The 22,878-nt window shown below is 33.4% G+C and carries 12 protein-coding genes and 1 pseudogene; 7 read left to right on the plus strand and 6 right to left on the minus strand.

Annotation, left to right across the window (positions count from 1 at the left end; genetic code table 11):
- Positions 1-76 precede the first annotated feature (76 nt).
- A complete protein-coding gene (locus P8625_RS08315; protein WP_279650005.1) occupies positions 77-1,219 on the plus strand; it encodes a 6-bladed beta-propeller in 1,143 nt (380 codons plus the stop codon).
- 64 nt (positions 1,220-1,283) lie between these two features.
- On the opposite strand, the gene lepB is transcribed toward P8625_RS08315, so the two are convergent.
- The gene (gene lepB, locus P8625_RS08320; RefSeq protein WP_279650006.1) at positions 1,284-2,315 is read right to left on the minus strand and encodes a signal peptidase I; all 1,032 of its coding nucleotides are present in this window, start codon (positions 2,313-2,315) and stop codon (positions 1,284-1,286) included.
- 254 nt (positions 2,316-2,569) lie between these two features.
- On the opposite strand from lepB, the gene P8625_RS08325 reads away from it, so the two are divergent.
- On the plus strand, positions 2,570-3,007 hold the full coding sequence (locus tag P8625_RS08325) for a hypothetical protein (RefSeq protein ID WP_279650007.1): 438 nt from the start codon (positions 2,570-2,572) through the stop codon (positions 3,005-3,007).
- A 200-nt stretch (positions 3,008-3,207) separates the two neighbouring features.
- Positions 3,208-4,101, plus strand: coding sequence for an IS982 family transposase (locus P8625_RS08330; RefSeq protein ID WP_279650008.1), 894 nt, complete (start codon positions 3,208-3,210; stop codon positions 4,099-4,101).
- 12 nt (positions 4,102-4,113) lie between these two features.
- Here P8625_RS08330 and P8625_RS08335 read toward each other — a convergent pair whose 3' ends face one another.
- The 4 genes from P8625_RS08335 to queA all read right to left on the minus strand — a co-directional run bounded on the left by P8625_RS08335 (position 4,114) and on the right by queA (position 7,627).
- Complete coding sequence (locus P8625_RS08335) at positions 4,114-4,485, minus strand: hypothetical protein (protein ID WP_279650009.1); 372 nt, start codon at positions 4,483-4,485, stop codon at positions 4,114-4,116.
- Positions 4,463-5,440: a polyprenyl synthetase family protein gene (locus P8625_RS08340; RefSeq protein WP_279650010.1), complete on the minus strand. Its 978-nt coding sequence runs from the start codon at positions 5,438-5,440 to the stop codon at positions 4,463-4,465. The genes P8625_RS08335 and P8625_RS08340 overlap by 23 nt, the downstream gene beginning before the upstream one ends.
- 28 nt (positions 5,441-5,468) lie before the next feature.
- On the minus strand, positions 5,469-6,509 hold the full coding sequence (gene rlmN / locus P8625_RS08345; RefSeq protein WP_279650011.1) for a 23S rRNA (adenine(2503)-C(2))-methyltransferase RlmN: 1,041 nt from the start codon (positions 6,507-6,509) through the stop codon (positions 5,469-5,471).
- A 68-nt stretch (positions 6,510-6,577) separates the two neighbouring features.
- A complete protein-coding gene (gene queA, locus P8625_RS08350; RefSeq protein WP_279650012.1) occupies positions 6,578-7,627 on the minus strand; it encodes a tRNA preQ1(34) S-adenosylmethionine ribosyltransferase-isomerase QueA in 1,050 nt (349 codons plus the stop codon).
- Positions 7,628-8,311: 684 nt separating this feature from the next.
- Between queA and P8625_RS08355 the strand changes: the two genes are divergently transcribed.
- The 3 genes from P8625_RS08355 to P8625_RS08365 all read left to right on the plus strand — a co-directional run bounded on the left by P8625_RS08355 (position 8,312) and on the right by P8625_RS08365 (position 18,578).
- Entirely contained in the window at positions 8,312-9,658 is a 1,347-nt protein-coding gene (locus P8625_RS08355) for a tetratricopeptide repeat protein (protein WP_279650013.1), read from the plus strand.
- A 148-nt stretch (positions 9,659-9,806) separates the two neighbouring features.
- Positions 9,807-10,940: a type IX secretion system outer membrane channel protein PorV gene (porV, locus tag P8625_RS08360; protein ID WP_279650014.1), complete on the plus strand. Its 1,134-nt coding sequence runs from the start codon at positions 9,807-9,809 to the stop codon at positions 10,938-10,940.
- Positions 10,941-10,952: 12 nt separating this feature from the next.
- The gene (locus tag P8625_RS08365) at positions 10,953-18,578 is read left to right on the plus strand and encodes a S8 family serine peptidase (protein WP_279650015.1); all 7,626 of its coding nucleotides are present in this window, start codon (positions 10,953-10,955) and stop codon (positions 18,576-18,578) included.
- Positions 18,579-18,852: 274 nt separating this feature from the next.
- On the opposite strand, the gene P8625_RS08370 is transcribed toward P8625_RS08365, so the two are convergent.
- Positions 18,853-20,070: a 3-phosphoshikimate 1-carboxyvinyltransferase gene (locus P8625_RS08370; RefSeq protein WP_279650016.1), complete on the minus strand. Its 1,218-nt coding sequence runs from the start codon at positions 20,068-20,070 to the stop codon at positions 18,853-18,855.
- Positions 20,071-20,313: 243 nt separating this feature from the next.
- On the opposite strand from P8625_RS08370, the pseudogene P8625_RS16355 reads away from it, so the two are divergent.
- Positions 20,314-20,634 (plus strand): annotated as a pseudogene (locus P8625_RS16355) (WD40/YVTN/BNR-like repeat-containing protein); the annotation flags it as partial.
- Positions 20,635-22,878 lie beyond the last annotated feature (2,244 nt).

Below are 22,878 nucleotides of genomic sequence, written 5' to 3' on the forward strand. Positions count from 1 at the left end.
TGAGAACAAGCATAGATTTTATGCAAAAAAAAGATTAATAAGGAGTTAAGAAATTTTCTCCTTTTTCACTATTGAAATGAAAAAAACGGCAACACTCGTCATAATTATTATCATTCTTTTATCTTGTAAAAAAGAATCTCAAATCAATAATGTAACAGGGGCAAAAGAAATTGACATGACCATTGGTCGCAACTCTAAGAACTTTTGTGAACTTGTGGACGATATTAAATTCATAAGGCTTGAGACTTCTGAAGAATCTTTGATAGGAACCATAGAAAGGGTAAAAATAGAAAATGACAGAATTTTTGTTCATGATTATAAAACACAGTCGATTTTAATTTTTAGTTATCCTGATGGGAAGTTTTTAAATAAAATTAGATCTATAGGTAATGGCCCAGGAGAGTATACTGGTGTATTCGATTTTAATATCATAGAAAATCAAGATTGCGTTATGATTTTAGACGGTAATTTACGAAAGCTATTCAAATATCGTTTTGACGGAAGTTATGTTAGCTCCAAAAGAATTCCTTTTTTCTCACGTTCTTTTCTCTATCTTGACTCCCAAAACCTTTTATTTAATAACTATTCGCTTGATGACAAAAAATATGCTTATAAAGCAATTATTACAGATACCACGTTGACTATTAAAAATAGTTTTTTTGAAATCGAAAGGTTTTATTCATTTCAAATGGGACATGGTAATCAAACAAGTAAACGGACTGATGATAGTGCTTTGTTTTTACCTCAAAATTCTGTGATCGCATACAAAGTAACTAAAGACTCTATTGTACCAAGATACTTTTTCAACTTCAAAGATCGCTGGAATGAAGACATTTTATATCAAAAAGCAGACGGTTTCGACAGTTTTGTTTTCAATATTAAGAAAAAAGAACTTGTTTATGGTTTAGGTATGAATGAGTCTACTAATTTTATTATTGCTGATTTTTGGACGGCCGATTTGCGCCATTTGGTTGTTTACAATAAAAACAATGAAAATCTCAATTATATAAATAACACTAAGAATGGATTTGTTAACAATAAGTTTGTCCCTAAAGGTTACTATCAAGATTATCTTCTTACTACTTTAGATCATGAACATATAAAAAGAGCACTTACCATAGACAAAGACTGTTATTTTAATGAAAAGGCAAAAAAAACAGTTGATAATTTAAACGATAATGATAATCCCGTATTAGTACTAACAAAATTCAAAAACTAACACACACATAGTAAGCCATTGGTATATTTATTACATATCCTTTAGTTTTGAATTGTGAATCTCGTTAGAAACTAAATAATCTTTTTCTCGAAAATACTTTTATCATTTTTCCTTGAATATAACTTTCAGGCACAAAGCCAAAACTTCGAGAATCGATCGAATTATGTCGGTTATCTCCCATCATAAAATAGTAATCGTTTTTAAAAGTGTAATATTGATTCTCTAATTCTTGTAAGTTGATATTCTCAAATTTTAACACAACACTTTTATAAATTCCAATATTTTCATCAGTTAAAGATATTTTCATCCCTTTTTTAGGGATGATTAATTTCCCGTAATTGTCCCTTGTCCAATTATCCTGCTTAGACGCAGGAAATAAAAAATAATTAAAATTTGGTTTTTCAATAACATTTTTTTTATACCTATTCTTTTCATTAAAAGGCAACTTCCTGTATTCCTTATTAGAATAATTTTTTATTAATAAGTTTTTGATTTTATTTTTTAATAAAAAATTATAGGAATAACTTTCTTTTTCCTTCAACGCTCTTGAATTGATAAAAACTTTACTTTCTCTTAGCTCTATGGTGTCACCTGGCATTCCTATAATACGCTTGATTAAAAATTTATCAGAATTGTCAACTGCTTTAAACACAACAATATCTTCTCGTTTGAGTCTTTTAAAAGGTTTTAAAGATTGATAAATATTGTATTCATTTTTAGGAGGGGTGAAAAAACTTCCAATCACTGGGATATTTCTTGGGTGCTTTGGCAATTTTACTCCATAACTTATTTTATTGATTATAACATAATCATTTGGAAACAATGTTCTTTCCATCGAACTTGATGGCACATAGTAAATGTCAAAAAAGAAAGTTCGAAAAAAAATTGCAAATAAAACTGGAAGCATAATTATATAGCCATAGCTAATTATTTTCCATATATTTTTTGGTAGTATCTTTTCTAGTTTACTTACTAAAATTTTAACCGTAAAGCTATCTAAAATTAAAATAAATAGTATTGAAGCTACTATCAATTTTGACCAAAAATAAAAAAGTAAAATAGAAATAATACCTATAAAGAAAAGTAACTTTTTCATTACGTAAAAATAGGATATTTAATAATATAAAATATTTTTATTCATCCTTTTTCTACATTAGCCGTAAAGTTACCCAGCAATATGCAACGTGAAGTTATTCTTTATATTGAGGGACTTACTGAATCAGGTGAATTAATCTCTAAAAAGCACGTTCTTTCAGAAAAACAAATCAATAACTACCAACCTCGAGAAATTTGTTGAGGTTTTTTGGAATGATTTTTGGCGCTATTTATTTAAATATTAAACTTTATACTATGAAAACAAAAAGCTATTTAGTACTAATTGTTGCCTTAATCTCTTTAAACTTGTTCGCTCAAAAAGAAAAACAATCAAAGAAAGAATCAGAAAAACCAATTGAGATTATAGTTGACAATAATGAAATAAAATCTAACCAGTTACTTTTAGATTTTTTAAAAAATGACTCAAGAATTAGTAGCAGAAAGTTAAAAAACCTAATTAATACACAATTAAACTCAAACTTTACTCGTATTGATGACTCAAGCACGTCAAGAGTATCTGGAAAATTAGGAAAAAACTTTTCTCAAGTAATAAACATATTTCTGGATAATGAACTCGTATTAGGAAATGGAATCAATAGACTTTACCGTCTACAAGATATTAGAATGAGTAAAGTAAGGAAAATCACTAGATTAAATATGATTGATAAACAGATAAGCATTTATATCTTGTAATATAAACTTAAGTTTGTTTGATAATAAAAAACCAATCAATAATTGAGAACCTTGGGAATTATCCCGAGGTTTTTTTATTCACTTCTATTCCTAAAATAACGTGAGTTCGGGATAAAAAAGTTTTTTAATTACACGAAAAAAAGCGAAAAATTTAGTAAATTAAAGTACTGATTTTTAATTGTGTAACTAAATTTTCCACTATGATTTCTGATTTTAAAATTACTGAATTTTTCTGTTTAATTGATGATTTTTGTACCGAAATTAATCAAGTTATTGATAAAAATGCTTTAGAAACCTGTTCAAAGATAGTTAGACGAAGAAAGCCTAAACTCACCCAAAGTGAAATAATCACAATTATGGTGCTTTTCCATTTTAGTGGTTTTAGGTGTTTTAAACACTTTTATATCGAATATGTTAGCAAACACTTGTCAAAAGAATTTCCAGATTTAGTTTCCTATAACCGATTTGTTGAATTGAAAAAGCGTTGTTCAGTGCCTATGATACTGTTTCTTCAAATGCACTGTTTAGGTCAATGTACAGGGATCTCCTTTTTAGATTCTACCACTATTAAAGTATGTCATTATAAAAGAGAAAAGCAGAACAAAGTTTTTAAAAACACCGCAAAAAAAGGGAAAGGAACCATGGGGTGGTTCTTTGGCTTTAAACTTCATATTATTATCAATGAAAAGGGCGATATCGTTGACTTTTTAATTACGCAAGGTAATATAGATGACAGGCAACCACTTAAAGATAAAGCCTTTCATAATCGTGTGTTCGGAAAAATATTTGCCGACAGAGGGTATGTAGGTAAAGAACTGTTTGAACAGCTTTTTGTAGATGGAATACATTTGGTTACAAAAATTAGAAAGAATATGAAAAATACTCTTATGCATATCTATGATAAAATTATGCTTAGAAAAAGGGCTGTTATTGAAAGTGTGAATGATATTTTGAAAAACGTATGTCAAATAGAGCATACAAGACACAGAAGCTTCGATAACTTTATCTTAAATTTAGTCGCAGGGTTAATCGCTTATTCGTTTTATCCAACTAAACCTAATATCAATATCGATAACTTACAAAGAATAGGATAAACTATCCCGAACTCACGTTAAAATAAGATTAAGCTGCCTAAACTGTTCTTCAGTAACATTATCTAAAAAGCCATTTCTAGCATAAAAATTAATCTTAGAATCATTTTTATGAACTAATACAACTATTGGGTCTCCTACAACCCATGCCTTATAAAATTCTCTTTCACTACCATTTAGAAATACCGAATCATTCACTGAATAAGAATAATTCATTGATTTATTATACGGTGAGTCAAAAACGGAAGGTGTTTGATAGACATTCGTTATAATTCCTTGCACTTCGTAAAAATCTTCTTCATTGAAGTCTTCATATCTTTTTTCTTTTGAACAAGAAAAAAAGATTAGAAGGATGATAAAAAAATTAAATTTTCCTCTCCACCACATAATCAATCATTTGAAGTAGCGAATCTTTATATTCTGAATTTGGATAATTATCTAAAATGGCTAGTGCTTTATTTTTATAATCGTGCATTTTATCGGTGGTATATTCCAAACCACCCTGTTGTTTCACAAAAGCGATGACTTCTTTGACCCTTTTTTTGTTCTTGTTGTGTTTTTTTACTGAATTAATTAACCACGATTTTTCTTTGGGAGTACACGTATTCAAGGCATAAATTAGTGGAAGCGTCATCTTTTTTTCTTTGATATCGATTCCCGTTGGCTTTCCTATTTTATCTTCGGTATAATCGAACAAATCGTCTTTAATTTGAAAAGCAATACCAATATATTCTCCAAACTTACGCATTTGCTGCACTGTTTTATTATTAGCGCCAACCGATGCTGCTCCAATTCCACAACAAGCTGCAATTAATGTAGCTGTCTTTTGACGGATGATTTCAAAATATATTTCTTCTGTAATATCCAGCTTACGCGCTTTTTCAATCTGCAACAACTCACCTTCACTCATTTCTCGAACCGCAATAGAGATTAGTTTTAGCAAATCGAAGTCTTCATTATCTATAGAAAGAAGCAATCCTTTAGAAAGTAAATAATCTCCAACCAAAACAGCAATCTTGTTTTTCCAAAGCGCATTGATAGAGAAAAAACCACGACGTCGGTTACTATCATCTACCACGTCGTCGTGTACTAAAGTGGCTGTATGAATTAATTCTACTACTGATGCTCCGCGATAAGTACGTTCGTCAAAACCTCCGTTCGAAACCATTTTTGCTACCAAAAACACGAACATGGGGCGCATTTGTTTCCCTTTTCTACGAACAATATAATAGGTAATTCGATTTAATAAAGGAACTTTAGACAACATCGAATCTTTGAACTTAGTTTCAAAGAGTTCCATTTCTTTGGCAATCGGAAGTTTTATGTGCGCTACTGGCTTCATTTAACCATCAAAAGTAAGGAATTAATCTTTAAGTTTTATTCGCCAATTGTCCGCAAGCCGCATCAATATCTTTTCCTCTTGAACGACGTACATTCACCACAATATCGTTCATTTCAAGATTAGAAATATAATTCGTAATCGCTCTTTCTGAAGCTTGCTGAAACTCTCCATCATCGATTGGATTGTACTCAATTAAATTGACTTTACACGGAACATATTTACAGAATTGCACTAACGCATCAATATCTTCTTTTCGATCGTTAATACCGTTCCAAACAACGTATTCGTAGGTTATTTTCCGTTTCGTTTTTTCATACCAATACTCTAATGATTCTTTTAAATCTTTCAGAGGAAACGTAGCGTTGAATGGCATAATAGATGTACGAACCTCGTCAATCGCTGAATGCAACGAAACTGCCAAATTAAAACGCACCTCATCATCTGCCATTTTTTTAATCATTTTAGGCACCCCAGAAGTTGACACCGTAATACGTCGAGCTGCCATTCCTAAGCCTTCTTCCGAAGTAATTTTATCGATAGCCTTAATTACATTGTTGTAATTCATTAATGGTTCTCCCATTCCCATAAAAACAATATTTGATAGTTTGTGATTATGGTATAGCTTACTTTGTTTATCTATTGCTACTACTTGATCGTAGATTTCATCTGCATTCAAATTACGCATACGCTTCAAACGAGCTGTTGCGCAAAATTTACAATCTAAACTGCAACCTACCTGGCTCGATACACAGGCAGTAGTACGTTTATCAGTAGGAATTAAAACAGACTCTACAATTAATCCGTCATGCAACTTAATCGCATTTTTAATGGTACCGTCATTACTACGCTGCATGGCATCAACTTCGATATGATTGATTACAAAGTGCTCATCCAACATTTTTCTTGTTGCTTTAGATAGGCTGGTCATATCATCAAAGGAATGCGCTGCTTTATGCCATAACCATTCGTATACTTGATTTCCCCGAAAGGCTTTATCTCCGTTTTCAACAAAGAAATTACGGAGCTGTTCCTTGGTTAATGCACGTATATCTTTTTTCTTTACTTTCATCTGGTACAAAAATACACAAAACCTCACAAGTTACTTGTGAGGTTTTGCAAACGGTTTAAAAAACTATTTTATAAAATTAACATCGCATCTCCGTACGAGTAAAACTTATATTTTTCTTTAATGGCTTCTTTATACGCTTTCATAACAAAATCATGTCCTGCAAATGCAGATATCATCATTAACAATGTAGATTTTGGCGTATGAAAATTCGTTACCATACAATTTGCTATGCTAAAATCATAAGGAGGAAAAATAAATTTATTCGTCCATCCTTCAAAAGCATTTAACTGATTGTTAGAAGACACCGATGATTCTACGGTTCTCATAACGGTAGTACCTACTGCACATACTTTTTTCTTATTTGCAATAGCTTTGTTTACCATATCTGCACTCTCTTGAGGTATTATAATTTGCTCAGAATCCATCTTGTGCTTTGATAAATCTTCTACTTCAACCGGATTGAATGTACCTAAACCTACGTGTAAGGTTGTTTCTGCAAAATCAATCCCTTTAATTTCTAAGCGCTTCATTAAATGTTTAGAAAAATGCAATCCTGCTGTGGGTGCGGCAACCGCTCCTTCATGCTTGGCAAAAATAGTTTGATAGCGGTCTTCATCTTCTGGTTCAACCTCTCTTTTAATATACTTTGGCAACGGTGTTTCGCCTAATTCTAGAAGTTTTTTTCTGAAATCTTCGTATGAACCGTCGAATAAGAAGCGTAATGTTCTTCCACGAGAGGTTGTATTATCAATAACTTCAGCGACTAAACTTTCGTCATCTCCAAAGAATAATTTATTTCCTATTCTTATTTTTCTTGCTGGATCTACTAATACATCCCACAAACGATTTTCAGCATTTAATTCACGTAACAAAAATACTTCAATACGAGCTCCTGTTTTTTCCTTGTTTCCATACATACGGGCCGGAAATACTTTCGTATTATTCAACATCATTACATCTCCTTCATCAAAATAATCGATTAAGTCTTTAAATAGTTTGTGCTCTATCTTTTGTGTATCACGGTGTAATACCATTAATCGTGCTTCATCTCTATGCTCTGAAGGGTATTCTGCCAACAATTCTTTTGGCAACTCAAAATTAAAATTTGATAATTTCATTTGTAAAATTTTCTTAACGGTGGCAAATATACAATTTCAACCAAGGGGTTGTCAAGCATTTTGCCAGTTTATTTTGTGTAAATATTTAATACTCATAAGTGCTTTACTTTTTTATAAAATGAAGAAAAATTATTTTTCTTCTAAAGAATTCTGTACTTTTATCTATAGATAGACTTGTATTTTAGAAATACGAGCATTTAATTTTTTGTTTTGGCAAACAATTACTCTTTGCTTTTAACACGAGGTTTGTTGAATGAAGTACAACCAATCTTAGTGTTACCATACATTGCTTTGAAAGGAAAATATTAAAAAAATCAACTCAAGTATAGAAGCATTGGAGTTTCACTTGGTGAGTTGATACCAATAATATTGGTTTTAATTATTAGATAACAACTAAACACTTGTTATGTAAAGCAACTATATTTTTATGATTAAAAAAATAACTATATTTTTTTTCTATCCTTTTCGGTAATTATTTCTAATAATACAAAAGCTCAGACTACTCCTTTTTCTGAGCAAGATTCTATTTTTTATGTAGATAATTACACAAAATATGAAGCCTATAATCAAAAAAACCTAGACTCTTCGCTATTTTATTTAAACAGGTTAAATACCTATTTAAAAGAAAACGATTTTAAAGTACAACAAACTCAAATATTACTTGATATTGGAAACGTCTTTCTTGTGAAAGGTATTAGAGATAAGGCTATGGACAAGTATATGGAAGCCTCTAAATTATCACAAGAAATTAACTATAGTAAAGGAATCGTTTATTCTGCTATTAGTTTAGCTAGTATATATCTAGAAGCAGAAGAGTATGAAAAAGTTGTCGATATTTTCGAAACCCTAAAAAAGAAAAATGCGGTTGCTTTTAAACAGGCAGACAATCTTTTATTAGCAGTAATGTATAACAATGAAGGTATTGCGTATGAAAATTTGAATAATTATAACAAAGCAGAACAACTATATAACAACTCTATTGAAGTAGCTAAAAAATTACCTTCTAAGTATTACCTAGCGAATGCAATGAGTAACTTAGCTAGCGTTAAATTTAAGCAACAAAAATACAACGAATCTATTACACTAAATAAAGAGGTTCTAGAGATTCGTTACAAAAATGATTTTAAAATTGGTATTATACAATCTTTAGGACACTTAGCTGGTAATTACCTTAGCACTAATAATATTCGTTTAGCCGAACAATATTATGAGGAAGCTCTTAAAGAAGCTAAAAAAATAAACTCTCCGAAGTATAAACATGAAATTTCCAAAGCACTTAAAGATATATATGTACAAAGAAAAGAATTTAAAAAAGCGTATGAAATTCAAGAAATAGAGCTCGAATCTAGAGAAGAATTTCTGAATGAAGAAAGTCTAAAAAAAGAGGCTCGATTAAAAGCTGATTACGAAAATGAATTAACAAATCAAATTAATAAAGAGAAGCAAAAAAGAAGAGAATTAATTTTCTATTTTATCTTAGGCATATTGTTACTTGTTTTAATTATTTTTGTCAATCTTTTTTTACTTCAAAAAAATAAAATAGTTCGCACCAAACTTATTAATGAAAACATTAAAAAAGAAAAAATTTTACTAGAACAAGATTTAGATTATAAGAATAAAAAATTAGTAACCAATTTAATGTACATTTTAAAAGATAATAAGTTTATTATGCATTTATTAAAACAATTATCTGAAATAAAGAAAATTCCTAAAACACAAGCTAACAAAGAAATTGATAAATTAATACGAAAATTAAGAATCGAAACAAAGAAACAACCGTGGGATGAATTTGAAATTTATTTTCAAGAAGTACATGTTGATTTTTATAAAAGATTATCTGAAAAATACAACTTAACCCCAAACGAACTTAAAATTGCTGCCTTTATAAAATTGAATTTATCATCTAAAGAAATCTCTTCAATTACTAACCAAAATACTAGAACTATAGATGTTGCTCGCTACAGATTAAGAAAAAAATTAGGAATTAATAACACTGACACCAACCTAATTTCATTTTTAAACAAAATATAAAAAACATTGTAATTCAGTGATTTAAGGTTAATTGTATAGATTTCGTAACCTTAAAAAAAGCCGCTGTATTGTTTTTGTAACCCTTATCATTAGTAGTTTTTAGTTTTAATTTATTGATTTGTTAACACTAATTTAAACATTCAACAAAATGAAAAAACTAAACATGCTACTTATGGTAGTCCTCTTATTAGGTGTTTTCAAGAATTATGGACAGTCTGATAACGAGGTAATACAAACTGCAGCACAATTTTTGTTAATTACACCCGATGCTAGGGGTGCTGGATTAGCAGATATGGGGGTTGGAACATCAACAGATGGAAACTCACAGTTTTTTAACGCTTCAAAGTTTGCATTTACCGAATATGAAAACACGGTAAGTATTAACTACACTCCTTGGTTAAGAAACATAAGTCCTGATGTTTTTTTAACCAATGCTTCCTATTCTAAACGAATCAATGAAAAAAGTGCTTGGGCAGCAAGTGTTACTTATTTTTCGTTAGGTCAAATTGACTTTTCTGATGAAAACGAAAACTCTCTTGGAACGATGAGACCCAACGAATTTTCAATTGATGGTTCTTATTCTCAAAAATTAAGTGAAAATTTTTCAATGGGGGTAAGTTTACGATACATTCACTTAGGTAGAACAAGTAATACAACGAATGCAAATGCAGTTAATACCGCAGCCATTGATATCTCAGGTTATTATGAATCAGACCCTAAACAATACAAAAGTTTTAGAGGTCAGTACAGAGCTGGTTTTAACATTTCTAACATAGGGCCAAAAGTAGACCTAGACAATTCTGGTGATAATTACTTTTTACCTACTAATTTAAGATTAGGGGGAAGTTATAGTTTTGCTTTTAATGATTTTCACAATGTAACTGCTGGGTTAGAATTTAACAAACTTCTTGTACCCTCATCAGACCCAAATTCTCCAACCAATGATGTAGGGTTTATTGGAGGCATGTTCGACTCTTTTTTTGATGATGGAGCAAGTGCACATAGTTTAGGTTTAAGTGGTGAATATGCTTACAACGAGGCCTTCTTTTTAAGAGCTGGTTATTATGCAGAAAACCAAGCTAGAGGAGGTTTTAATTTTGCAACCTTAGGAGGAGGAGTTAAGATTAAAAATGCGACAATAGACCTTTCTTACTTAGTAAATAACTCTAGTGTTTCACACCCAATAGAAAATACGCTACGCTTTTCACTACGTTTAAATTTTGGAGGTGCAGCAAACACGGTAAAAGCTATTGATAACGATACAGATACCGCAGAAAATTAAACCATTACGGTTATGGAAGATTTAGATGTAGAAGATTGGATACAGAAAGAAAAATCTAAAGAAAAAGCCATCAAAAAAATCTTAAACGATATAGAAAGTAGGAAACCAATTACCTACTACGAAAACGAAGAGAAAAAAGAAGGCTCAGATAAACTAAAAACTAATTTAATAGAAAGTATAATGAATAAAATTACAAAAATCTTAAACAAGATGAAACATCTTGCTATATGGGTGTTTTTATTATGCCTTGCCAGTGGTTATGCTCAGTCTAATAAAGGACTCGTACCACAAAAAATACGTGTAAAAATAGAACCTTCAGCAGTAACATTATTACATAAAAACTTAGAACAGTCTTCTAAAGAAAATAAGTTAGAAACTGGTTTTGCTGAAATTAACAAGTTAAATAACAAGTATGGTGCTACTAAAATGAAGAGAGTTTTTCCGCATGCTGGAAAAAATGAAAGTAAGCACATGAAATACGGATTGCATTTATGGTATGAAATAACCATTAACGACAGTCAGGCTAGCTTACAAAAAGTAGCCAACGATTATGAAAATAACTTAAACATACTTCACTCAGAACCCATTCGAGTAAAAACACTAGAAAAGTCGAAAATTGTAGAGGTTCCAGAAGTTAACACTACTACAAGTGCTGTTTTATCTACAAACGACCCTTATCTTCCCAGCCAATGGCATTATAACAATGACGGAAGTTTAGAAGGCTCTATAGCAGGTTCTGACATCAACTTATTCGAAGCTTGGGAAATTACACAAGGAAAATCGAATGTTATCGTTGCTGTTGTTGATGGTGGTATTGATGTAGACCATGTTGACTTACAAGATAATATGTGGATTAATGAAGCTGAACTTAATGGAGAACCTGGAGTTGATGACGACTTTAATGGTTATGTAGACGATATTCATGGGTATAACTTCGTTGACAATTCAGGACAAATTACCGATCAAGAACACGGAACACACGTTGCAGGTACTGTTTCAGCAGTGAACAACAACGGAAAAGGTGTTGCGGGTGTTGCTGGTGGTAGTGGTAATAACGACGGAGCTAAATTGATCTCTTGTCAGGTATTTGCAGATAATGGCGGAGGTAACTTTGCTGCGGCAATTGTTTACGGTGCCGACAATGGTGCTGTTATTTCTCAAAACTCTTGGGGATACCAACTTGCAGGTCAATATGAGCAATCTGTACTCGATGCGATAGACTATTTTATTGCTGAAGCAGGTAGTTACCCTAACAGCCCAATGAAAGGAGGAGTGGTAATTTTTGCTGCTGGTAATAACAATAACGACTTGGCTCATTACCCTGGTTACTATGAAAATGCTATTTCGGTAGCTTCTATAGGAACCAATTTTAAAAGAGCATACTACTCTAACTACGGAGATTGGGTAGACATCGCTTCTGTTGGTGGAGATATCAGATTAGGAACTAAAAACGGAGTCTTAAGTACATTTCCAGATAACAAATATGGTTATTTACAGGGAACTTCAATGGCAACACCTCATGTTAGTGGTATAGCTGCTCTTGTAATTTCTAAGTATGGTTCTTCTACCTTTACCAACGAAATGTTAAAAGATCGATTATTAACAAGTGTTAAAAATATCGATGTTTACAACCCCGACTATAGTGGTAAACTAGGGGCAGGTTATATCGATGCCGCAATGGCACTTGCAGAAAACGATATGACTGCACCAATGATAATTGATAATTTAACGGTTACAGGTGTATCACAAGACTTTGCAAAAGTATCATGGCAAGTTCCTGTAGACGAAAAAGACGGAACACCTTTTGGTTATGAAATTTACTATTCTAAAGACTCTAATTTTGCTTCTAAAGATATGATGGTAGTCGCTAACAACTTCAGTGAGGTTGGCGAAACTATAGAAGCAGAAATTGTAGACCTTGAGTTTTTAACTACGTACTATATTGCAGTGGCTGCAGTAGACCGTTGGGGAAACACTTCTGAAATGTCGAATATTGTTGAAATTACCACCAACAGTGGTCCCGATATATCGTCAGATAAATTTAGTTTAAACATTCCTGTTGATGTAACTGCAACTACTCAAGCATCTGATGTTTTCAATATTTTAAACAACGATAATGGTGTTTTAAATTGGACTGTTGAAGCACGTCAAATTAGAGCAATACAATCTAAAAATAGCGTACAGTATCCAAAACAAGGAACGATAAAATCATTTAATCAAATAAACGTAATTAAACAAGAAGTTGCCGAAGTTGAAAAATTCCCTACCAAGCAAAATAAAGCTAGTAAATGGGAGCCAGAAGACTTAAAATACTACAACAATGTTAGTTATGTAATTGGAGATGTAGATTCTACCTTAACTAACTCTGCTGCCACAAGGTTTAAAATTACCAATCCTGAAGGATTTAACCTTACAAGAGTTAGTTCATACATGCAATTAGATAAAGAAGATGGTCCTGCTATATTTGAGGTATATAAGGGTGAGCAAGTTATCAAAGAAAACTTAGTATATAGTGCTGAATTGAATGCTTTTGGTGAAAATGATATTAGAAACTATTCTCACGCATTGAAAGAGCAACTTTTCTTCGAAGAGGGTGAAACATTCTGGCTTGTTTTCCATGCACCTTCAGGTAATTTATATCCACTAGGTATTGGAGCAGAAACCTCACCTGAATATTCAGACAACTGCTTTATGAGTTTCGATTTAGGTAAAACTTGGCAACCCATATCACAAGCTATAGAATCGGATATTTTTGTATGGGCAGTAACTGCTTCAAGTACTACCGAACCTTTAGCAACGTACACTACATTTACTCCAGAAGCAGGAAGCATTTCTGGAATTGGACAAGAAGAGGTGACTGTAGATATTGACGCTTCGAAACTGATTAACGGAACGTATAAATCTAATATAGTAGTTAGAAGTAACGATGTCGATACTCCTAACTATCGTATTCCATTAGACGTGGTGGTAAAAGGACAAGAGTCTGAATTAACCTCAGTTAACATCTTAGATTTTGGTCATGTTTTCAATGGATTGAGCAGTACTAAAGAAATGACCATTACCAACCAAGGTTACGGAAGATTTAGAACCCTATCTGTTTCATCTTCAGATCCTCAATTTGTAGTAAATACATCAAGATTTGCTTTAAATATTCCTGCATTAGACGAAAGACCGCTACAAATTACCTTTACCCCTAATAGTGTGGGTAATAAAAATGCTGTAATTACTTTAACAGACGATGCTGGTAAGCAATTCAAGTTCAATGTTTTTGCTGTAAGTATTGAACCAGCACAAATGAGCATTGAGAAAAGTGTATATAATTTTGATAACGTACAAATAGGAGACGAACCTGTTGATACAATTAAGATTACCAATACAGGGCAATATCCGCTACAATACGGATTCCCTAACTTTAAAAGTGATGTAAGTTATATTGAAAATTTACCTGAAAACATTCAACGTTTTCCATATACTATGGAAAAAATGGATTATCCGGTAGGATATGTTTTTAATGATATTACAAGTTCAGGAACAGACATCACCAACTTCTTTAAACAAAACTCAAAAGAGTTATATCAAAAAGTAGATTTAGGGTTTGATTTCCCTTTCTTTGGAGAAATCGTAGGTGAATTGTATGTTACCCGTAACGGATTGCTTACACTAGAAACAAATAGTGTTTTTAATGCAACTTCTACCTTCCATGGTACTTTTATGCCGAACGGATATATTTCAGCAATTGTAAAAGAATTTGCATTTGCTCAACAAGGTTCGGTACACTATAAAAAAGACCCAGGCAAATTTACAGTACAATATACAAATGTGCGCCATGCAAACGACCCTGAAACGGCAAGTATTACGCTACAAATTGTAATTTATGATACGGGAGACATTGAATTAATTTACGATAACATCGTAGGCTTCCCTAGCTATATAATGAGAGGCTTTTATACTGCTATAGAAAATAGAGCGAAAAATGATGGTTTGCTTATAAATTCTAACAGAGAAAGAGTATACTTACCACACAAGGCATACCAAATCGTAAAAATTCACAGTCCTGGTAGAGGTCTAATTAAAGATGTGGTTTCTTCTGGAGGTATTATCCAACCTGGTGAAACAGCTGAATTAGTAATGACTGTTGACAAGGATAAACTAATTGAAGGTAGCTTTAAAGAATACATTAGTGTATTGTCTAACGATCCATTTAGAAGCAGCGAATCAATTGAAGTAAATATTAATGTTACTGGCGGAGGTGCTTCTACCATAGTAGTAGCTCCTGAAAATGTTGATTTTGGAGACGTTTTCCAAAACGAAGAAGTAACTGGTAGCATTGGTATTGAAAATTTAGGTACCAAAGAAATTTCAACAAAAAGCATTCAGTTTAAAAACGGACAATTAACGCACGAAACAGCAGATGTTACAGTTATTAAACCAAACCAAACACTGTATGTAAATTACACATTACTAACCAATACGCTTGGTGCTATTGATGATGTATTAGAAGTTGTTGATGAAAACGACCAGATGTATAGTGTTCCGTTTACAGGTACTATTATCGATGCTCCTAAAATGGAGGTTGTAGAACCTAGCTATGCCGTGACAATGAATCCTGATGAAACAGCAACGACAAAATTCACCGTAAAAAATAGCGGAAAGGCTACACTCGAATATGCTATTGCTAATACAGAACATTTAACATTAGAGACTGCGAACAATACTACTGGTGAATACGCTTATATTTCAAGAACTACATACAATGAAGAAAATAAGCCAAGCTTCCAATGGTATCGTTTAACTGAAGACGATAAAGTTCCTTTCAATGTACAAAATTCAGATTTTTGGGAGGCGATAAACTTACCTTTTGAGTTTAACTTTTACAACCAAAAATACTCGAAGCTTTGGATGGGTACGCAAGGGGTGTTGAGCTTTGATGAAATTAAAGATGAATCTTTAAACTTCTTCTCTCCAAACCCAGTACCTACAGCAGATGAGGTAAACAACATTATTGCACCTTACTTTGCTGCGGGTGGTCCGAATACGAGCTTACCAGAAGATCAAAGAGGGCGATATTTTAAAGCGTATGAAGACAAACTTGTTTTTGAGTGGAGAAACTATCTTAACATATTTGGTTTTGGCTCAGAATACAGTTTCCAAGCTATTTTATATAAAGACGGTACTATTAAATTCCAGTATAAAGAAAACATACCAACCAGAGCAAGAGCTTTTTACGGTTTAATTGGAATTGAAAACCAAGCAGCTACAGAAGCAGTTCAAATTGCTCATTATCAAGATTTCCTTGCCGATGGTGTCGCTGTAGAGATTATACCTGCTAATAAATACACATTAGAAGCGAATACTTCACAAGAATTTGATGTTACGTATTCTTCAGTAGATGTAAACGCTGGTACTTACAACGATGCAATTTACATTTCTAGTAACGATCCTTTAAATAGAAGTGTAAGAGTACCTTTTGATATTACTGTTGGTGGTGATCCAGTACTTACCTATATACCTGAAACAATAGATTTAGGCGAAAAAGTAGTATTACCAAATCAAGAATATTATGAAGAATTCCAATTAGCTAATACTGGAAAAGCAACATTAAATGTTGGTAACTTGCGTTTAAAAGACCCTGCAAATGCAGTTATTGAACGCTATGTGTTTAATTTTAGATGGGGTTGGAGATGGGTCCCTATTAGTTCTAGAGACAGTTTTGTTATAGAACCAGGTTTTGAGTCTGAAACATTGAGAATTACATTCTCGCCAACAGAACCAAACGATAACTATAGCAATGCTGTTATGGCAACTATTAACGATGGTTCTACTGTAGAGCTTCCTATAACTGCTATTTTCAAAGCACCACCTGCTTTTACAATTAATGCAGACCCTATTTATAAAATGGCATACAACGACGATGTACTGCCCTACGTTTTAAACTTAGGAAATGAAAACGGACAGTCTCCTTTAAATTATAAGTTAAGTATGACTTATAACAGAGGTACGACAACACAGTCTGAAAAACAATCAAAATCAGAAACTGTAAAAAACAATAGCTTCCTACAAAAAAGTAGCAAAGCATTTACTAAAAAACAAAATGCTAAAAATGCCGAATCAAAAGGCGATATTGTAGAAATATTGTCGTACGAAGAAGAGTCTGGTCCGTATACATCATTTGGTTATAATGGTATTGCCGTGTTCTCTTCTGCTACAGAGTTTATTGCTCCTGCAAGTGGATTTGACCTTTCTCATGTACAAACTTGGTACGTACCTGGGGATTGGTTAAACTCTGATATTGAAGTAGAAATTAGAGTGGGAGCCTTTTTAGAAAATGCAACACCAATTCATAAAGAAACATTTAACTATACTATAGAAAGTTCAGATTCTTATGGTAGCTTACTAACTTTTGAATTAGGTGAAAGCGTTAAAATTTTCCCTTACGAAAAATTCTATTTAGTAATTTCATTCCCATTAGGAGCAACCTTCCCGCAAGGTGCTGTAAGAATTGAAACACCTGTAAAAGATAGATATCGTTACTATAATGGTGGTTTCTGGTATGATTTATACGCTAGTGGAGCCGCAGTAAGAAACTTTGCATGGATGAACAGAGTTGGTTCAGATACGACTTCTCAGCTAAACTGGTTAACGCATGTAGAAGAAGGAACTGGTAGCATTGAACCTGGCAATACAAAAGATATTACGCTAGAATTCTACCCTTCTAGAACCTTGTATCCAAAAAACACTGCAAATATTTTAATTGAAACTAACGACCCTAATGCTTCTCTTACAAGTATTAATGCTACGTTAGAAATTAACCAAGCTCCAGAGTTAGTAACCGAGCAAATATACTATGTATACGAATCGGAAACATTATCGCTAGAATTAGAGGTAAAAGACTTAGAAGGAGATGCTATTACCAATGTAGCGTTGGTTGAAAATTATCCTAACGTTACTTTCGATTTCGTAAATGGTACTGCTAACTTTAGCTATACACCAACTTATGAAGATGAAGGGGTATACACTTTTGTATTTGAAACTGAAGATGAAAATGCAGTAAAAGGAAACTCTACCATTACCGTTGAAGTAATGAATAAAAACAGAGCTCCTGTTGCCAATACATTAGAAACCAAATACATGAACTTGTACAACGGTGAAGTAGAAATTGTTTACAACGAAACAATGCAAGACCCTGATGGTGATACCTTATCATTCACGTATAATATAGAAGATACTTCTATCGTAACAGCTTATATTAGTGATGAAAAATTACTACTAAAGCCTTTAGCAAAAGGTACAACGAATGTGGTAATTACTGGAAAAGATGCTATGGGAGCTTCAACCATTAGTACTGTACAAATTGTGGTAGTAGATAGCATAGAGTCAAATGAAGAACTTGAAGACGCTATTGATGTACACCCAAATCCAGTTGTAGACATTATGAATGTTAAAATAAGCAACCCTGTAATGGAGCCCGTTTTCATAAAAGTAATAAACGGAACCACAGGAACAACTGTCAAAACTTTTAATGAAGAAAAAATTGATAGTGATGTAGGATTACCCGTAAATGATTTAGTTCCTGGAATTTATTTCGTACAATTCCAAACGAAAAATGCTAAATGGGTTAAAAAGATTGCAATTGAATAACGTTTCCAAACGTTAACTTAATTCAATTTTAACTAAATTCCAGAGCGTGTTTTAAGTACATGCTCTGGTTTTTTTTTGCGATATATCTATCGAACTTATCTATGGTACGAATGCTTTCTACAAAACAAAAACGGTTCGTACTACTACACAAGTACGAACCGTTTTTAATACGTAACATGAGCTTGATGTAAAGTATAATTATCTCTACATCAAGATATTACCTGTTTTATAAAAGTATCAATAAAAATAATACTAACTATAAAAGTATGTCATCTTATTTTATTCCTAGCTGCTCCATATCTTTCCAAAAACTTCGATACGATTTCGTAACGACTTCAGCATCTAAAATTTCAATAGGCACTTTTAAAGCTAGAGGCGCAAATGCCATTGCCATTCGATGGTCGTTATAGGTAGCTATTTGAATGTCTTTGTTAATTTTTGCAGACGGTTTTAAATGTAAACTTTCATTGGTAACTGTAATTTCTGCGCCTAACTTAGTTAATTCTTCTCGCAACGCTTCTAATCGGTCGGTTTCTTTAATTTTTAAAGTATGTAATCCTGACAAATCACAAGCTATTCCTAACCCAAAGCACGTAACGGCTATTGTTTGTGCTATATCAGGCGCATTTTTTAAATCTTGTACTAGTATTGAAGTATCATGTTCCTTTTCTTTGATAAGCGTAATCGAATTTTCCTCAAAAATAGTACGCACTCCAAAATGCTGATAGATTTCTACCAAACAACTATCTCCTTGTAAACTATCTTCTTTATACGCAGATAATTTTACCGAAGAACCCAACTCACTCAATGCTATAATCGAATAAAAGTAAGATGCAGAACTCCAATCTGATTCTACAACGACTGTTTGTTTTTTTACAACAGGTGTTGGTGCTATTTTTATGAATTGCCCCTTAAACTCAGCTTCAATACCTAGTTGATGCAATAGCTGCAACGTCATATTAATATAAGGAACCGATGTAATTTTATCTATCAACTCAATTTCCAACCCTTTTTCTAAGCTGGGTGCTATTAGCATTAGGGCTGAAATGTATTGACTGCTTACATTTCCGTTAATTGAAACTTTGTTTTTTGTTAGCTGTTTACCAGTAATTTTCAGTGGCGGATAGCCTTCTTTTTCTATATATACTATATCAGCACCTAAATCACGCAACGCATTTACCAATATTTCAATAGGTCGATTGTGCATACGTTCTGAACCTTGTAACACTTTTGTCTCTCCTTCCTGCGTTGCAAAAAAGGCCGTCAAAAAACGCATGGCAGTTCCTGCATGACCAATATCAGCTACACTATTAGCTGATGACAATGCTTCTTGTAAATGATGGGTATCGTCTGAATCTGATACATTTTCAATATGTATATTTGAATACAATTGTTGTAAGATTAACAAACGGTTTGATTCACTTTTAGAACCTGAAATGGTAATTTCTTCCGTAGTTATGCTATTTTCTGAATTCTTTAATCTTACATTCATGAATTAAGTTTTATATTTAACTCGTTTTAAACATTCATATCAGCCACAAAAATGAAGAAAATCTTTGTATCCTTTTTTGTATTTCTAATAGTTAGCTTTAGCGCCAAAGTTACAGCGCAGAAAAACAACCACCAATTTTTAAAAGAAAATTTTAGTGCCATTACCTGGCGTAACATAGGTCCTTTTAGAGGCGGAAGAAGTTGTGCCGTTACTGGAGTGGTAAAACAGCCTAATCTTTTCTATATGGGTAGCACTGGTGGAGGTGTTTGGAAAACAAATGATGCAGGCAATACCTGGCAAAATATTTCAGATGGGTTCTTTGGAGGTTCCATAGGTTCTATAGCCGTGAGCGAATGGGATTCGAATGTCATTTATGTAGGAGCTGGTGAAAAAACCGTTAGAGGAAATGTTTCTTCAGGTGATGGCGTGTGGAAATCGACCGATGCTGGAAAAACATGGAAACATATCGGACTTTCCAACTCAAGACATATTCCGAGAATGCGAATTCATCCAAAAAACCCAGAAATAGTCTATGCAGCTGTTTTAGGCGATTTATACAAACCGACCAAAGAAAGAGGCGTTTATAAATCTTCCGATGGAGGAAAAAACTGGAAAAAAGTATTGTTCGCCAATGAAAATGCTGGAGCTATCGATTTAATCATCGACCCCAGCAATCCGAGAATTTTATATGCGAGTACTTGGAATGTACGAAGAACTCCTTATAGCTTATCTAGTGGTGGTGAAGGTTCTGGACTTTGGAAAAGTACCGATGCTGGAGAAACATGGATATCTATTACTGAAAATCAAGGATTACCGAAAGGTATTTGGGGAATTTCTGGGATCACCGTATCACCCCTAAACTCAAACATTGTATGGGCACTTATAGAAAATGAAAATGGTGGAGTGTACAAATCTACCGATGCCGGAAAAACGTGGAAACTTATTAATAAAGAACGTAAACTACGGCAACGTGCTTGGTATTATACCCGCTTGTATGCCGATACCAAAGATGAAAATATTCTATACGTTTTAAATGTAAACTATCACAAATCTACAGACGGCGGAAAAACCTATACAACCTACAACGCTCCGCATGGCGATCATCACGACTTGTGGATCGACCCTGAAAACAACCAACGAATGATTATTGGCGACGACGGGGGAGCGCAAATTTCTTTTGATGCAGGTGAAAACTGGACTACCTATCACAACCAACCCACAGCACAATTTTACAGGGTAACCACCGACAACCATTTTCCATACAGAATTTACGCTGCACAGCAAGATAATTCTACCATAAGAATTTCGCACAGAACCCATGGTAGATTTATTGGTGAATCTGATTGGGAAGCCACGGCAGGTGGTGAAAGTGCCCATATTGTAGTTGATCCATTAAACAACGATATCGTATATGGAGGAAGTTATGGGGGCTTACTTACCCGAAAAAACCATATAACCGACGAAACGAGAGCCATCAATGTATGGCCCGATGACCCTATGGGACATGGTGCTGAAGATTTTAAATACCGCTTTCAATGGAATTTTCCTATCTTCTTTTCTCCCAATAACAAAAAAAGGTTGTACGCCGCATCTAACCATTTCCACGTTACCGAAAACGAAGGGCAGTCATGGCAAGTAATCAGTCCAGATTTAACCCGAAACGACCCTAAAACTCTAGGACCTTCAGGTGGCCCTATCACCAAAGATAATACAGGGGTAGAGTACTACGGAACTATTTTCGCTGCTACCGAATCTTCTTATGAGGAAGGATTACTATGGACAGGCTCTGATGATGGTTTGGTACATATTTCAAAAAACAATGGAGAACACTGGACCAACGTTACACCCAAAAATATGCCCGAATGGATGCTAATTAATTGTATAGAAATCGACCCATTTACCAAAGGAGGTGCTTATATTGTGGGAACACGCTATAAAATGGGAGATTACAAACCCTATGTGTACAAAACAAAAAATTATGGAAAATCATGGACGTTAATCACTCAAGGAATTGGCGAAGAAGATTTTACACGTGCCCTAAGAGCCGACCCAAAAAGACAAGGCTTGCTGTATGCGGGCACCGAAAGAGGCATGTACATTTCTTTTGATGATGGTAAAACATGGCATTCCTTTCAGCAAAATCTGCCCATCGTTCCTATTACAGATTTAGCCATTAAAAACGACAATTTAATTGCCGCTACTCAAGGTAGGTCCTTATGGATGATTGACGATTTGACTCCGCTACACCAATACACCAAAGAAAGTAAAGACGACCCTATTGTTCTATTCAAACCCAAAGATAGTTATGCTTTGCAAGGGGGGAAAGGACATACTTCTAAAACTATGGGAACGAATCATCCTGGAGGAGTTGCGGTGAACTATTCCTTAAAGAGTGTTCAAGAAAATGATACCATCAGTCTTTCTTTTTATGATGCCAACAATACATTAATTAAAACATTTAATAATCACCCCGAAAAGGAAGCCGATGAAGAAAAATTAGCTGTAAAAAGCGGCAATGCTATTTTTTACTGGGATATGATGTATCCAGGGGCCGAAAAGGTAAAAGGAATGATTTTATGGTGGGCGTCTTTAAACGGACCTGCTGCTTTGCCAGGCACATACAAAGTAACCTTAACTCAAAATAAAAAGACCGTAAGTAAGCCGTTTACAATTCTTAAAAATCCTTCTTCGGAAGCTACTTTAGAAGATATGAAAGCACAGTTTGATTTTATCAATGAAATTAATGCAAAGGTAACGGAAATTCACAAAGCGTTAAAAAATGTAACTATTGTTAAAAACAGCGTGGCT

The sequence above is a fragment of the Tenacibaculum tangerinum genome, assembly GCF_029853675.1.
Taxonomy (GTDB): Bacteria; Bacteroidota; Bacteroidia; order Flavobacteriales; family Flavobacteriaceae; genus Polaribacter; species Polaribacter tangerinum_A.